Source organism: Serratia sp. CoH_122_TC_1 (assembly GCF_058191755.1).
Genome location: NZ_JBXWLA010000003.1, coordinates 97,806 through 113,807, shown reverse-complemented (window position 1 = coordinate 113,807; position 16,002 = coordinate 97,806). Strand labels below are relative to the sequence as shown.

Annotated in this window: 11 protein-coding genes; 2 read left to right on the top strand and 9 right to left on the bottom strand. The window is 54.5% G+C overall.

Annotation, left to right across the window (positions count from 1 at the left end; translation table 11 throughout):
• The first annotated feature begins 70 nt into the window (after positions 1-70).
• A complete protein-coding gene (locus AC2FC2_RS04910; protein WP_490658865.1) occupies positions 71-1,507 on the top strand; it encodes an MFS transporter in 1,437 nt (478 codons plus the stop codon).
• Here the strand turns inward: AC2FC2_RS04910 and AC2FC2_RS04905 are convergent.
• Both AC2FC2_RS04905 and AC2FC2_RS04900 read right to left on the bottom strand, forming a co-directional pair.
• The gene (locus AC2FC2_RS04905; protein ID WP_265556885.1) at positions 1,486-1,887 is read right to left on the bottom strand and encodes a VOC family protein; all 402 of its coding nucleotides are present in this window, start codon (positions 1,885-1,887) and stop codon (positions 1,486-1,488) included. The genes AC2FC2_RS04910 and AC2FC2_RS04905 overlap by 22 nt on opposite strands.
• Positions 1,888-1,995: 108 nt before the next feature.
• Complete coding sequence (locus AC2FC2_RS04900) at positions 1,996-3,012, bottom strand: SDR family oxidoreductase (protein WP_490658864.1); 1,017 nt, start codon at positions 3,010-3,012, stop codon at positions 1,996-1,998.
• 122 nt (positions 3,013-3,134) lie between these two features.
• On the opposite strand from AC2FC2_RS04900, the gene AC2FC2_RS04895 reads away from it, so the two are divergent.
• On the top strand, positions 3,135-3,746 hold the full coding sequence (locus tag AC2FC2_RS04895; RefSeq protein WP_209633302.1) for a TetR/AcrR family transcriptional regulator: 612 nt from the start codon (positions 3,135-3,137) through the stop codon (positions 3,744-3,746).
• 7 nt (positions 3,747-3,753) lie between these two features.
• Here AC2FC2_RS04895 and AC2FC2_RS04890 read toward each other — a convergent pair whose 3' ends face one another.
• The 7 genes from AC2FC2_RS04890 to AC2FC2_RS04860 all read right to left on the bottom strand — a co-directional run bounded on the left by AC2FC2_RS04890 (position 3,754) and on the right by AC2FC2_RS04860 (position 16,000).
• A complete protein-coding gene (locus tag AC2FC2_RS04890) occupies positions 3,754-5,175 on the bottom strand; it encodes a hypothetical protein (protein ID WP_209633304.1) in 1,422 nt (473 codons plus the stop codon).
• Positions 5,156-7,066 (bottom strand): hypothetical protein, encoded by a 1,911-nt coding sequence (locus AC2FC2_RS04885; protein WP_490658863.1) that lies wholly within the window; start codon positions 7,064-7,066, stop codon positions 5,156-5,158. Before AC2FC2_RS04885 ends, AC2FC2_RS04890 begins: the two co-directional genes overlap by 20 nt.
• Positions 7,067-7,076: 10 nt before the next feature.
• The gene (locus tag AC2FC2_RS04880) at positions 7,077-8,732 is read right to left on the bottom strand and encodes a hypothetical protein (protein WP_404759643.1); all 1,656 of its coding nucleotides are present in this window, start codon (positions 8,730-8,732) and stop codon (positions 7,077-7,079) included.
• Positions 8,733-8,745: 13 nt separating this feature from the next.
• Positions 8,746-10,578 (bottom strand): hypothetical protein, encoded by a 1,833-nt coding sequence (locus AC2FC2_RS04875; RefSeq protein ID WP_404759642.1) that lies wholly within the window; start codon positions 10,576-10,578, stop codon positions 8,746-8,748.
• Positions 10,579-10,646: 68 nt separating this feature from the next.
• Positions 10,647-12,797: a hypothetical protein gene (locus AC2FC2_RS04870; protein WP_490307549.1), complete on the bottom strand. Its 2,151-nt coding sequence runs from the start codon at positions 12,795-12,797 to the stop codon at positions 10,647-10,649.
• Between the two features lie 24 nt (positions 12,798-12,821).
• Complete coding sequence (locus tag AC2FC2_RS04865; RefSeq protein WP_490658862.1) at positions 12,822-14,252, bottom strand: hypothetical protein; 1,431 nt, start codon at positions 14,250-14,252, stop codon at positions 12,822-12,824.
• Positions 14,249-16,000, bottom strand: a complete 1,752-nt coding sequence (locus AC2FC2_RS04860; RefSeq protein WP_209633315.1) for a hypothetical protein — start codon at positions 15,998-16,000, stop codon at positions 14,249-14,251. Before AC2FC2_RS04860 ends, AC2FC2_RS04865 begins: the two co-directional genes overlap by 4 nt.
• Between the last annotated feature and the right edge of the window lie 2 nt (positions 16,001-16,002).

The following is a 16,002-nucleotide window of genomic DNA, read 5'->3' as shown; positions in this document are numbered from 1 at the left end:
ATGTGCTGCGTCTTCCGCCATGTCCTGCGTTGGCATAGGCTTCTGAAAGATTCTTTCAGGAGAAAACGCGATGAAGCTTAATGTTCAACACGTCACCGGCAGTACACACCTACGGGGGCTTCTCACCAGCCTGTCCCTGTCAATGTTGGTCTCATCGTTGGGGGCCAGCATTGCCAACGTGGGTTTGCCTACGCTGGCACAGGCATTCAATACCTCTTTCCAGGCGGTTCAGTGGGTCGTTATTGTCTATCTGCTGGCTATCACTACATCCATTATCGCCATAGGGCGTTTGGGGGATCGAATAGGGCGACGACGTCTATTGTTGCTGGGAATTGCACTCTTTACCTTCGCGTCTGGCCTGTGCGCCGTTGCACCGGGTGTGTGGCCGCTGTTGGCGGCGCGGATTGTGCAAGGGTTGGGAGCCGCAGTCATGATGGCGATGACCATGGCGTTGGTGGGTGAGACAGTCGATAAAGACAACACCGGGCGTGCCATGGGGCTGCTTGGCAGCATGTCGGCGATCGGCACGGCGTTGGGCCCGTCGCTCGGCGGTGCATTGCTTTATGCTTTTGGTTGGCGGGCAATGTTCCTGGTTAACATTCCTGTGGGTCTGCTGGCGTTTATTCTGGCTTATCGCTTTTTGCCCAAGAGGCGCCAGCCTTCACAAAAAGAGTGCGGCCGGTTTGATCTGCCCGGCACCTTGCTGCTGGGGATAACGCTGGCCTGCTATGCCCTGTCTATGACGCTGGGGCGTGGTGATTTTGGCGTCATTAATGTGGCATTGCTGCTGTGTGCCGCATTGGGGGCGGGGTTATTCGTGCGGCTGGAAAACGTCACCGCATCTCCCCTCATACAACTGGCGCTGTTCAGGCAGCCGGGGTTGGGTATTGGGCTGACGATGAGTGCGCTGGTGATGACGGTGATGATGACAACGCTGGTCGTGGGGCCATTCTATCTGACGCGTGGATTGGGACTGCCGGTGGGACAGGCCGGGTTGGCAATGTCTGCCGGTCCGACCGTGGCGGCTTTGCTCGGTGTGCCTGCAGGCCGGTGGGTCGATCGTATGGGCGTATACAGCGTCACTGCTGCGGGTCTGGCGATCATGGCCGCCGGGGCAGGCGTCATGGCGATGATGTCGATAAAACAGGGCGTCTTGGGTTATCTGGTGCCACTGTGTTTGATCACCCTGGGATACGCGTTATTTCAGGTCGCCAACAATACGTCACTGATGACGCATGCCGCCCCTGAACAGCGCGGCGTGATCTCTGGCATGATCAATCTCTCACGCAATCTTGGGTTGATCACCGGTGCTTCCGCCATGGGGGCACTGTTCATGCTGGCGGCGAACACCGGTGACATTAAGCTGGCAACAGCGGATGCCGTGTCAAATGGCATGCGTGTGACGTTCCTGGCGGCTGGAGCCTTAGCGGCCATCGCGCTGGTGATGACCCTCAGGACGAATACGATCGGTAAGCAGGGGCCCGATTACAGCAGGTCCCCCCGGTAAGCGATATGAATTTTATTGCCATCCGGATCGCGCAGGTAAGCGCCAAAATAGCCCAGGCCATAGTGAGGGCGCTCGCCGGCCTCGCCTTCCGATATGCCGCCCGCGGCGATCCCGGCGGCATAGGCGTCACGAACCTGCTGCTCACTGTGGGCAGCGAACGCCACCATGCTGCCGTTGCCCGCGCTGGCCGGCTGCCGATTATAGGGCTGATAAGCGTAAAATCGTGGCAAGGCGTGTTCCGGCACAACCCAGCAACGTGCCGCGGGGCCGCCATCCGGCGTGACCGGGCGTTGTGTTAACCCTAAAGGCAGCAAAATGGCATCGTAAAACGCAGCGGCTTTGTCCAGATCGCTGACGCCGACGGTGATATGACTAAACATGTATTCTCCTTCCACGCCAGTGAACGGCATCGATACGTTGAGATGTTCTAGATCAAGCCAAATGGGCGATACAGGTGACTGCCCAAAAAGCATGATGACATCCGGTGTTTACTGCCCATTATTGCGCAGCCACGCCAGGGTATCCTGAAGTGTCTGCTCCAGCGGACGGAATGTGAGGCCCAGCTCTCGCTCACTTTTCGCGTGATTGAAATGGGAGCGATTAGCTTCTTTTACCATCAGACGTACCGTAGCCATGCTGAGTAAGACGGGTTTGCCGCTGAGGCGAGCATAGGCCTCCTGGAGTGTCGCCAGCACGTAGAGTAGCGGCATTGGCAGCGTGCGTTTGGGTGTTTTGACTCCGGCAATCTTCCCCAGCAGTGGCACCAACTGGTGCATGGTGATATGTCGTCCAGCGGCCAAATAGCGCTCACCGCGTCTACCTCGCTCTGCTGCCAGGATCATCGCCAGTGCGACATCCCGCGCGTCGACCACGGAAAAGCTCCCCGCGACCAAGCCTGGCAGTTTACCGTGCATGACGTCATTCGCTAACTGACCGGAAGACGTAGGGCCAAGATCGCCTGGGCCCCACATCCATCCCGGCAAGATCAGGCTGCCGTTCATTTGCGGGTGCTGCCGCAGGAATTCTAAGACTATGTCATCCGCCAGTATTTTACTGCGGTAATAATCATCGGCATCCTGGGGCCGTCGCAAACAGGTTTCGTCGATCGGCGCTCCTGGTTCACCGTTGAGCACGGCTATCGAGGAGGCATGGACAAAACGGCGCACGCCGCACCGGTAAGCCTGATTCAGTAGGTGCTCAGTGCCGGTGATGTTGACCGCTTTCAATTGAGCCCAGTGACTGCCTCCCTTGTAATTATCACGAAAATAGGCGGCGGTATGAAACAGGACGTCACAGCCGTGCAGGTGTTCGGCAAAGGCATTCACGTCAGTCATGTCGCCGGCAACTAATTCAATACCTTCGGTCGTTCCAAACTGTTTGCGGCCTTTTTCCAGGGAGCGTACCAGTGCCTTGACCGCTATCCCCTGGGAGACCAGTTCACGGACCAGGTTATTGCCGAGCAGGCCTGTTGCTCCGGTCACAAACGCCGTTTTTGTTTTCATCATGGATATCTTGAGTGGGCTTTCAAAGTTCAAGTGATATTTAAATCTAGAGGTGGCGGTTTGAAATATCAAGTGATATTTTAAATGCATTAAGATCATGGATAATCCGCGTAAAGTTGACCCAGATGAAAACGACAAAAAAACGGCTAACCCGCGAGGAGAGCCAACAGCAGACCCGCGAACGCTTGATCGAGACCGCCCGACAATTATTCGTTTCTGGGGGCTACGGTGGTACCTCAATCCGCGATATCGTCAACCAGGCCGGTTACTCACAGGGGGCTTTTTATTCCAATTTCGCTTCCAAGGAAGATCTGCTGCTGCAGCTTTTGCAGCGGCATATGGAAGCGGAGGCCGCGCAACTCTCTCGCCTGACCCAAAATCGCACCGCTGATGCGAGCCAGGTGTTAGCCGCGCTTGAAGGATGGTCGGCAACCCTGAATCAGGAGGTCGACTGGTGTACATTATCGATTGAACTGCAATTGCATGCGAAGCGCAGCCCGGCCTTTGCCGTTGAGTATCAACGTGTTTGGGATGCGCACCAGGCAAAAATTGGCACGGTGATTGGCTCGCTGTTTCAGCAAAGGGGAAAGACGCCGCCGGCAGACCCTAATGAATTGGCGTCGGCCTTGATGGCAATGGCGCACGGGCTGGCTTTGCAGCGCAGTCGCCCGGGCGCCGATCCAACAGGCCGGTTGATCATGCTGTTTTTACGTAGCCTGCTTTCAGCGGCAGACTGACAAGTCATCACGGCACGTAAATAATCTCAAAGCTGGAGGTTTTATCGTAGTAGGGCGTCATGCCACCGTCGACGTAGTAAACCTGCAAATCATAATGATAAACCAGCTTTTTATCCGGATTGAGGATCAGATCCAGTGCTGAAACTTTGACCGTGACGTCATGGTTGGGGTGCTCTTTATTCAGCTCGATCGTTTGATTGTCGATGTTGACCAAAATGCGTTTGATCGGGCGTGGCCCTGACGGGTCGTAAGCCCCGCTGTCACTTCTGAACTCCAGGGTTTTGTAGATGTCCACCGGCGCGGTCTGTTTGATAAAGTCGCGCACCTTGTTCTGGTATTTGGCGTCCAGCGCCAACATCACCGGCAAATGATCCGGATTGAAACCGATGAATTGCACCGCCAGATAACCTTTGAGCAGCAGGTTTTGCGGTGAGCGATCGAATAACGCGTCCCATATCAGCGCAAATTGCTGAGCGGGCAGCGTGAAGGAATCGACAATGCCACTTTGCAGATTGATCAGCGCATTCTTCTCCTCCGTTTTGCCATCGGGCAACGCCAACTGCAACATCAGCGTATCGGCATTAGCGAACGGGACCAGCCTGGCGTCCGCCTGCATTTGCGAAAACTGTTCTGTGGCGTTAGCAATTCTGCCCTGACTTACCTTGGGTAACAGGAAGTAGTCAAAGGTCACCTGGACGTCTCCCAATGAGGTGGCGTGTTCAGGGGCTGAGAAGGCGATCGACAGCATGGGTTTACCGTCGGTATCGGTGGCCAACAGGAAGGTATCGGGCAGGTAGTAAAGATAATTTTTGCGTACATAATCCTGGTAGTAGTTGTACCACAGTTGCTGATACTCCAGCGGAGTCAGGATCAGTTGCAGGCGTGGCGGTGGCGGCAGGATGCCCTGATAAATATACGGGTAGTAGTTTTCGGCGAAGTAGAAAATCTTGGGATCGGTGACGGTATTGGTGATGCCGTGCTCGGTTTTAATCGCGACCACCAGCGTGGTCTGCGCATCGTAGTCGGATAAGGCCCGCAGCAAGGCGTCACGTTGCTCCAGTCGCTGCAGGTCAAGCTGCGCATGGTAGCGGTTTTCCTGTGACGTCAGCAGCACCTGATTGAAGATCATCTCTTCGGCGCTGCCGAAGGAAGTGAAACTCAGCACCACATAGGGAACTTGCGGCACCTGACGGCTGAGGGTGAAGTCCAGTTTCATGCTCCAATGGGTGCCGTCGGTGCTGGTGGCAATCTGGTAGCGCGTTTCGCCTGAAACGATCTCGGTGCAGACCTCGGCGGTGAGGTCATTTGCCGCCATCGGCGCTGCTCGCCGATAGCGCAACTGTTTGGCGGCGACGTCAGGAAACTGTTCGCGCGCATTCTGCAGAATAATTTGGTTCAGTGTCACCAGGTCATTGAGAAAGGTATTCATGGTTATCCTCAGTACATTCGGTTTGGGCCAGCGTTCTGAATTGGTTCAGGCAGGAAGAGGTCCAGAGAAAGCGCCCGTCGTGCCGACGGTACAGCGGGCTCTCCAAGGATTCAGCGGGCCATTGCCAGCGGGCCAATGCGTCAATCACGGGTGAAAGTTGCGGGATCCCCGTTTGCCTGGCGTACTCCAGGGTGGTGCGCCATTCGCCGGGATGAGCGTAATAGGGGGTTAGCCTACTGAGCCGATCGTAACGGCCGTCACTCCATTGCACTGCCTGATTCAACATCTGAATAATGCGTCGGTAGGCCGGCAATACGGCACCGTTTCCGCTTGTCAGCGTGTTGAGCAGGATCAGCGCGTTGGTATTTACACAGCAATCCAACTGGCGGATGTCGTTGTCGTCCTTCATCCAGGTATGAAAACTTTGACATTCCGCCCATTGGTGCTGTTCGGCGGGCTGCCGCGGATCGACCCGGCGTACCTGATAGCCGTTCATCTGTGAAATCGTCTGGCTAACCCGCGACAACGAAATGCGGCCAAACTTGTACAACAGCTCGGTAATAATGGCGGTGTCGTCAATATCTGCGCAGATACTCTGGTTCGCCATCCAGCGCGGATGGGCAGCGTTCGGCCAAAACCTGAAGTGGAACGGGCGGGCCTCGCAAGCCAGCAAAAAATCGAGCGCCTTCTCAATAAAGGGGGCGGTCTGCGAGGTGTAATCCAGGGTGCGCAACACCTGTGCAGTCACAAAGGCGTTTTCATCCTGATGCCAGCGTCCGTCAGGCGTTCTGACATGGGCGGCAAAGGCGCCGCTGGCACACTGTTGCGCCAGTAATGTCGCCAGCGCCGGTTTGCCAGGCATGATCACCACCGGGGTAGACTCCAGCGGCAACGCCTCAAAGCAGGTATTTTGTGGGCTGAAGGTACAGCTGGTGGCGTGATGCCCTTGCAGACCAACCGAAAAACCGACCACGTTAAACTGCAGGTCAAGCTGCTTATCCACCGCCTGTTGCAATAAGGGCAAGGCCTGGCCGCTTTGCGCCAATAAGGCTTGCAGTGCCGGGAATACGCGCTGGTTATCACCAAAGAAACTGGCCGCCATGGTGAACAAGGTAAAACTTTCCAGCTCACCGCCTGGGGCGTAGACCAGGCTAAAACCGTAGGTCGTGGGGGGGAAACCCTCGCGACACAAGGTTTGCAGTAGGGCAGATTCCAGCAAGGGGGCCAGCGTAGAGAACAGCGTCCCGCAGCCAAAAAAGGCCATTACCGCAGCAATATCTGCGTGGGTGATGAGCGCGCTGTGCCATTGAAAATAGTATTCACGGGGTGAGGCCGGCAGCTGCGGATAATAGCCGATCATCAATAAAGACAAACCCACGTCTCGACAGGCCGCAGGATAATCCGCCACGCCACCTGGCCAGGCACAATCTGCAGGCACCTCCGAGTACACCTTGGTTTTAACCCCCTCCGGGGTATATTTTCGCCCCAACCAAGAGCCGAATCTCAAGGGCTGAGCGCTTTCGCGTTGCATATGGCCTATCTCGGCAAAACAGCGTTCAACATCCGGCTCAACGGGTGAGGCGGTGATCTTTTGGCTGTGTCGATAAAAAGCGTCGATGCCGCGGTTTTCCGCGTAGCGAGGCAAAAAAGGATCCAAGGTACAGGCAAGCGCCAGCGGCTTTGATGACGAAACGGTGAACTCGAGTGGGCAACCGTTATACCCCAGCAGGCTGGTGTTAAAGGCGGCGGACAGGCAGCCGGAAGCCAGGCGAGCCTGGCTGAAACGAGCGATCTCGGGCACCAGCGTGGTCCGTAAATAGGGTGCTTTTTGGCACAGGGCACTTACCAGGGCGTTCCATGCCGCTGGTAATACTGCATTGCGTTCGACCATCGTCAGTCACCTATGCCACGGCCGGAATAACGATGGCCGGTGGGTTTTCGGTGCCATCCCGCGTGACGCTGTCACCGCCGACCAGCAGGTAGGTGATTTTGTAGCCGACCTTCCAGGGTTTCTCGGTCAGGCAGCGATACTTGAAAGTCTGCTCTTCGGTCTTATCTGGGTTAAACAGGTATTTTTTGGTTTTGCGGCTCTGTTTGTCGTCCAGATAGGTCAGTTCGACAATCACCTGATTGTAATTTTCCCAGGAAAATTTTCGGTCGAGGAAAATCGAGATCTCGTTGAAGGTCAACACCGAACCGGGATCCAGGTTCAGCAGGGTGGAAGCTGAGACCGACCGCGGCTGATAGCTGCTGCTGCCTTCCCAACCTGTGGTCGCAGCAGACTTGAAGGCATATTCGCTGTCGATCACAAAGAGTTCATTAATGTCTCTGCTGCGGGAAATGACCTTGCTCCATTTACCGTCGTCGGCGATGAAGGGCTCTGCCGTATAAACCTGCTGGTTGTAGCTGATTTTGAAGGTGGCCGCTTTAATACCGTACTCGTCAAAACCGTCTGGCCCCAGCACGGTGAAATCGATTTTTTGGTAGAAAGGGTCGTTGACGTTAACTTCAATAAAGTAAGGAGGCTCCTTTTTGGCGCGCAGGATATCGCTGCCGATGAAGTTTTGCGGCACGGCAGATTGGCTGAGGGCCTTCGAGGAAACGTAATTGAAGTTGAGGCTCTTGGTTTCTTCGATCCGCACCAGTTTTATCTCCAGAGAGGCGCTGGGGAACAGCCCACCTTTGCCGCCTTCTTCCCCCTCTTTATTGCTCGAAATCAGCGAGTCCAAAATGGAGTCGCTGGCCGATTTGGCCTGGGTATTGCTGTCGTCATTAGGTTTGAGCGAGGCGGTGAAGAAGCTTTTCAAGATCTCTTCTTTGACGAATTGCAGCGCCCATTCTTTTTCTTTGGCTGCCTCTTCGCTCGGCATGCTTTCGGTCACTTTGATGATCAACTTCTGGTCCTGCTGCAACTTCTTGATCACGCTGTCAAAACCCAGCCAGAAACTGGCGGGGGTTTCAACCGGGATTGGGATGTTGGCGCCAAATTTAAGATCAAATTCCTTGTAGAGGCTTTCAAACTTGGCCTCGACTTCAACTTTTAACGCCGGAGTGATGCCGGTAAAGCCGAGGTTATAGGCCACGGCGGCCGGTGCCTGCGCCTTATTAAACGCGGATTCGAGGATGACCGCCTGCTGCGGCGTCAGTTTAGCGCTGAAAATGGCGCTGTTATTGCCAAACAGGCTGGGGCACTGTGCGCTGATCAACTCGCCGTTGGTGCTACCCACATCAAGCACAAAAAAGTTTACCGTGCCTTTGTCATAGGGGACCTGCGCCTTACGGGCGGTTTTCGGGTCAACTTTCAGTTTCCGTAGGTATTCGTTGAAGGCGCTGTCCAGTTCGGCGGGATCGATGGCGGTGTTGACCTCGAAATTGAGGTAACCCCCTTGTTGACCGGTGTTGTCGCCGGTGTACTTAATCAGTGAAAAAATCGGTTTTCCATCTTTTTCTGCGATATGGATATCACCGGGTAAATACCAGAACTGATTGTCATCGGAGTCATCGGCAAAGAAGGTGATGTTTTTGATGGTAGCGGTTCTTGCTCTGAGTAATAACATGGCGTTTCCTTAATTAATTGAGGTTGGCGATATCGATACCGTCTTGAACGGTTGAGGTTTGGACGTACTCGGGTTTATCCCCTTGCTGGCCCGGTTGGTAGGTGAACCAGATCTCCAGGTCGACGCTAAGGCGTAGCGGGTCGATTTGGTCGGCGCTGAACCGCTGGGGAGCGGCATCGGATTCGGTAAACTGAAACACCTGCTGCAAAATGTCGTCATCACCAGGCAGGTAGGCATAGCTGGCTGAGACCAGCACCATTTCGACCTGCTGCCAGTCCATGTTGGCGGACAGCGTCAATACCCGTTGGTGGTAAAGGCGGGAGAACAGGTACACATCCTGGCTGGTGGGTTCGCTCAGCACCGCAGGGATATGGGGCGAATTGGCGGCGCAGCTGTACTCTTTGATGACCTCAAACAGGTAGAGGTCGGGGTTGGGTAGCATGACCGGATAGTCATGCTGCTGCGATGTCTCGCTAATCTGGAAACTTTTCGACAGGCTGGATGCCGGCAGTTTCATATGGCGGCAGCGCAGGGTGACCAACACTGACTGGTACCAGCGCCAGTCAAATTGGCTGGCTGCCTTGATGACAAAATCATAACGGCCATACAGCGACTCAATGTCTAGATAGACGTCATTCAATTCGGTGTGCAGTGGGCCGGAATTGACCGATCTCACGCCGCCCACCGCCTGATTGAGATAGACGGTGAAGTCATAGTCGACGGGCCACAGCATTTTTCCTGTTTTCGGATCGGTAATACTGGGCGACCTGAAGGTTTTAGGCTCGATATCGTCTTTACGGAAGGTGAACTGCTTGTTGTCCTTGCCATAACGCAAACGGACCGTCACCAGTTGGACATTCGCATCCAACTCATCCGACAGCAGATGGATCCGAACTTCACGGTGGGCGAAGAAGTCATCCTGCAGATCGCGTTGACTGATCACCCGATCGGCCTGATAGTCGGTACCGGCGACCAACTCGGCGAATAACGCCTGCGGATAGAGCGAGCGTTTCACTACCGTGGTTTCGCTCAGCTTGCCGCTTAAACGTCGCTGATCGATATCCTCAACCGACAGCCGTTGCAAATAAAACCCGGCCTTTGGCTTGGCTTGTTGCGGCACCTCGGCAAACACCGGAGTAAAAAACTCACTGGTCAGGATCTGCGTCAGCTCAGCCGCCGCCTGCGCAAAGTGGCCGTCGGGATCGGTGTCTCTGACTTTAATGGTCACGACTTTTTCGCTGATGAGTCGCGACGAGGTTTCCTCGATATCGACGGAGAATATCAACAGGTTGAAGCCGACAGACTCCTGCAGAAACTGATAAACCTGGTCCCAGCGGGCCTCCAGTTCGAAAGTGGCCGGCGGCAGCTGTTGCAGGTAGTCAATTTTATAGCTGATGGCGATGGGCGCGGTGGCGGGCGTTGCCATCAGGCTCGCCAGCAGGGCGATATCGGCCTCAGCGGGGAGTTTGGCCAGCAGATAGCAGTTTTGTTGGTCGCTCAATGACGTTTTGCTGGTTTGACCGGCGACAAAGCCGGGGATGTCCAGAGTGGCGCTGCAGGCTATGGCCTGTAATGGCAATAATATCGCATCGCGAGGCATCTCCGAGCTGGCTGCTGCTGCCGCCTGGGCGGCCTCAAGGCTGCTGGTCAACTGGGTTTGCAGCGACAGCATGGCATAGTAAACCGTGGCCGGTTGACTGCTGTTGCGGAAAATCTGCAGTTGGACGGCGGGCTGGTTTCCATCGATAACGCTAATGCCCGGCGCAGCCGCGCAATAGTAATAAATGGGTCTGTCCGGGTCGGCTCGGATAAAACAGATGTTTTGCACTACGATTTGGCTGTTCATAGCGACAATCCCATTTGATAAAGGTGAAGGCAGGGCAACATCACGTTGCCCTGCGTTGTGTGTACCGATTAGAACGTCACCACGACGATGGTGCTGGTGCCCGTCACAGGTTTTTCGACGGTTTTTTCCTGGTTGTTGTCGCCGTAGTACACCGTGGCGATGTATTTGATCTGCGGCACGTTGTCAGCTTCGACCTGCATCAGATCAAAGGTCAGATATTGGGTGAGGGATTTAGTATCGAACTCGGTCAGGGCCAGGGATTGGGACTGCGTGAAATTCCATTTGGGGTAGTAAATCACCATCTCATAGGTGATCAGCGAGATATCTTTCTGACTTGGCTTAAAGATAATGGTGTACTTCTGCGCCTTCGGCAGGGCATTGGCGACCAGAATCTGATGACCGCGGATCAACCCATAACCCGGCAGTTGCGGGCTGGTTTCTACCCCGCTGGGAATATAGGTCAGGCTATCGCCATCCAGGGCATAGTAGTCGGTGGAGAAATAAATCGGTTTATCCACGTCGACGCCAATCGGATAAATAAAGGGTCTGGGCGGTGTAGATTCATTCACCACCTGATTGTCAGTCTTGAGTTTGATCCCCTTGTCCGGATCGGAATATTGCGTTTTGATCACCACCTGGCTGAAGACTTTCCAGCCCGTAGGGTTGAGTAACGTAGAGATATCGGCATACACGATGCCGCATTCGGCCACGTTAATGGAGATAATCAAATCCTGATCGCTCTGAATTTCGCCAGAATGGTAGGGTTTAGCCTGCAGACCGGTAAAGTTGACGGTGTAGGAATATTTAAATGCACGGCCCAGCTCGGGTTTGATAAACCATTTGCCGGTTTTTTTCGGCGTGCTGTCGTTGGGGGAAAACTGCAGGGTGCTCTGGTTGTCCTTATCGTAGATGGCGGTCACCACGATATTGGCGACGTTATATTGCGCCAAATCGTCGGTAACGAAAAATTCGGGCTGTATGTACTGGTAGAAAGGATCGTTGAGGTCGTACTCTTTAAAGTACTCTTTAAGATTGGCTTCGCCGACGATGGACCGGATAGAGGGTAACTGGGTCTGTGGCGCGATAGCGAAGGAAACCACGGAGTTTTCATCATAGACGCGGGTAAAGCTTTTGGTTTCTTTGAGGCTGGATTGGAATTTATCAAAACCGTCGGCGTCATTGAGCAATTCGAGGCTCATGTCCAGCCCGGTTTGGCTGCTTAGAATCTGTTCGACCTGTTTCTGGCCCCAGGCGGTCAGACCCTCTTTCCACTTGATGTACTGGGCATCGTCCATTCCCATTTCCTTCGCGGTCAGCCCGACCTGAACGTCGATTTTGATGGCGCCTTTTTCGATATATTCACGCTCGATCTTTTTCTCATCGGCCGACCAAGTGTGATAACTGATGCTTTGCGTCACCGACTTGGTGATTTCGCTGTCGTAGCTGACGGTGACCTTGGCCGCCGGCAAAGAGGCATCCAGGTTGAAGTCGAAGCGAATCCCCACGCTGGAGTTTTTGTCTGTGCCTTGCAGCACCTGTTCGAACAAGGTCGCGCCTTCACCGGTCAGCGACAGGCTGAAAACGGTATTGTTATCACCCAGGCCGGATGGCGACAGCGTGGTCGGGATCTGGCGGTAGAATTTGTCGTTGCTGTCCAGAATCAAAGACGCCTGCGCCGAAGTATATCTAGGTTGCATCAGTTTGATTTTTTCGGCATTTTCCGGCAATAACTGAGCAAGGAACTGGTCAGGACCCTTGTTGGGATCGTACAGGGCGACAAACTTGCTGGCCTGTTCATCGTTCAGGCCACTGTTACGCAGCGCAGTGTCCATTGTCGCTTTTTTGGTCGCATTTTCGGGATCTGCAGCGTAGTCCTGTTCTGCTTTGACATACTTGACGATCAGGGCCGATTTCGCCTCCAGTTGGCTTTGGATATTGCCAAATAGCTGGGCGCGGATTTTGGCCTGCAGGTCTACCGGTGGGAACGGCAACATCACGGTAAACTGCGCATAACCGCCCTGTGTATCTTCGCTGCGATACTTGTAAAACATAAAGCTCGGACTGTTCGTATCCCTGGCGACAAACACTGGTGTTTCAGGCACCACGTAAAAAATGTCCTTGTCGAGGCTGTCTCCGTAACAGGTATAGGCGCACTCTTTAATACCCAGGTATTTATCCGTGGGAATTTTGACCGATTGCTGCAAAGCGGTGGTTAACATAGGGTGTTCCTCTTGTTTATGTGACTACTTGTATTGCAGTTTGATGGGGCTTGCGCTGGCCTGTTGCGGGCCAGAGTCGTAGGTTTTCGGGAAGATCGACGCGGTTTTTCCTTGCCAGCGGTACTCGATTCGGCCGTTCAGTCCGGCTGAATGCGCATTGATCCACCAGTTGGCCAGCCAGGGCTGGGCGGGAAACGCAAAGCTAAAGTTCTGCTTTTTGCCCTGGCCGGCGGGGGTGTAGCTGGCACTGCCGGAAAGGGTTTTGAAATCAGCCTTCAGGTGTTCTGCCTCAAACAGCACGCTGTAAAAACCCAGGTCTTGCGGGGTAAGTGCGATAGCGTCTTGCCAGACGAGCGATTTTTCATAGCTTGAATAGTCGGAAAAGGTCACTTTGAGGGTGATTTCGCTGACCGGGGATGGCGTTTTTAACGTCACCGGCGGGAAACTGGGCCACGGCATCGGCGTTTGTTCACCCGCATAGCGCAGTTCGATCGACATAATATTGAAGCCATTAGGGTTGAACCCCAGGCTGACCACGCACTGCCGATTTTTGATCGGTTTGTCCGGTCGGCTGGGCTCCGGCAACGGCGTTGGCGTAAAGGTGATAATGCTGTCGGCAGGCAGTTGACCAAGCAGGGCGGCGATATCCTGCTGCTGCGTGAGCAAATAGCTTTGCGGTACGCTATTGCTGTATTTCACGTCATAGCTGAGCTGGTTGGGGATTTCATCTATGGAGTAGATATTTCGCAGCGTGTTGCTGACCAATTGCGATGCGGTTTTCACCAGTGCGTTTCTGACCAGTTCGCGGGTCTGCTCCGACGGGGCATTGTCGAACTGCTCCAGCAGAGTGACCACGCCGGCGTCAATCTGTTGGTTAAGCAGAATGGCAATGGCCTCTGGCTGGCGAGCCTGTTGGTTGAATGCCAGGGTCAAAAAGGCCACCCAGTCCGTTTCCAGGCTGGCGGTGACGCGGCTGCTGACGTTGAACTTGCTGTGCGTCACCAGGTAAACCTGGTTTTTGGCTCCGCGAATGGCATTGTCCAACAACGCTGACTCGGTATGCGTCAGGGGCATTTTGGACTGTTCAAACTCGACGTTATAACTGTCAGATTCAGGCTGGCGAGCAAAACGCAGGAACAAGGTCTGGCGAATATCCCCTTGTTCCAGGCGGATCGGTTTCGGCGCAGGAATAAAATGCTGGCGGATATAAGCTTCTATCGCCGCCGTATCGACCGGCATATTGGGAGCGATGAAGGTCGCGAGGCCGCCACCGGGGCTGGTCAGCAAATGCAGTGCGCTGACCTTGCCACCCGGGGTGTCCAGCACCACCTGGGGTATGAAACTGCCGTAGGTGTAGCACTCAGCAGGCAGGCTTTGGTCGTGGAACGCAAAGGCCCGGCCAAGCAGGAAAAAATTCTGCAATGTTTGTTGCGGGTTCAACTCGTCAGTATTCATTTTTCACCTTTGACATCAATCGTTTGATCGCCGGTCACAATCTCGGACCATGGGCTACCCTCGGGTTTGTAACGAAATCCGGCTGCAAAAATAGAGGTAACGTTCCATTGATATTTGAAGCTGTCCTGCTGGTGGGTGAAGATGTGATCCGTCGTGCGGCTTTCGTTTTGCTGCTGGAACGTCACCTTGAATGTGGGCAGGTTGTCCGGAAAATGGACGGTGATACGCGCCTGCTGTGCACCAAATTGTGGGAAGCTATAGGCACCAATGGTGGTGGCTTGGGTTATCGGCATGGGCAATACGACAACGCCGGTGTCGCCTAGCTGGTAGGCCGTTGCTTCGGCATAGGTTTCGTCGCCGAGAATGGGACAGCTGAAATAGGGGGCTGCCGCGGTTAACGCCAAATCCTGCAGCCAGCCGGCGGAATGATAAAGCCCGCTAATTCGGCTTTGCCGGGCAAAGCCCGGATCAATACTGATCGTCATAAATTGGCAGGGCAGCGCGGTGTAATCGAGTACCAGCGCAGGCTGGGCGCAGGAGCGCAGTTCGCTGCTCAGCGTGAGCCAACGGCCATCCTGTGAATAGTTGACCCGAATTTGGTAGAAGAAAGGCGCCGCTTCCAACGCGCTGGTTCTGAAGCGGAAAATCAATCGACTTTGCTCCGGCGTCAGCACCTTGGTTTGCGTCTGCTCCACGGGGTAAATATCACCACCCGGTACGGTTAGCTGAATATCGATAGACACGCTGCTTTTCAGCCCAGGCGGGTAGGCGTAAAAGACGTTGATCTCCCTCTCGCCTGAGGGCAATGGTGGGGCCGTTGAACGGTGAATAATGGCATCGGGGGTGGCTTTGACGATTTGCTGCGCAGCGGCAAAGGGATCCAGTATGAAGCACAGAGGACGTCGACTCAGCACCAGCGAATCGAGGTTGAAAATCACCCGGCCGCCTTGAGCAGGAACCGTCAGGGCGATCATCGCCGTGTTACTGGAGGCCGGACCGGCGTAGGGGGAGCCCAGCAGATTGTATAGCCGATCAAGTAATGCCTGGCTGAAAAGCAGGTTGTGTTCGGGATCCTTTATCGGTAAAGGGGGGCTGATTTGCAGCGGCAACAAAGCAATATTTTGATAGAGATACTGTGTTAGCTGGCCGTAATCAAAGGCTACCCGATTGTCGCCGAGCGCCTGTGAACCCTTGACCCCGGCGGCTAAATCAAGCATCAACGCCCTGGGATCACATTCGACGGAGTAGGCCAGACGGGGCGAGACGCCCTCAACAAAGCCGTCCAGACGGGCATTAAAACCGAGGGTTTCATCCCGCAGCGTTTTCTCAATCAGCTCGGTGCTGGCCGAATTGAGCAAAATAATAAATTGAGCGCACTGCGCCGAATACCAGGTGGCGTCATAGCTTTGCCCGCTGAGGGGGCTGTGATAGTCAATAGGGACGTCAAACCCCAGGCTGCCGGGTAATATGGGCAGTACCTTAATGGCTTTATCCGGGTGCTGCCGTTTGAAGTCAGCCAAACTTTGCTCGCCGGCATACTGCAATTCGGTCGTGAAATTCAACCAGCCGTAGACGCTGTCGGTACTGGGGCTGCGGACAATATCCAAAGAAAACGCCAGTGGGTCTGCCACCAGAATGCTGACGGATTCGGGGTATAAAAAGTAGGCGTCGTTTTGCCGATAAGCGGCAATAAATCTTTGCTTGTCAGTGACGATAATCTGCTGAAAGTCCGGGTATCCCTCATACATGA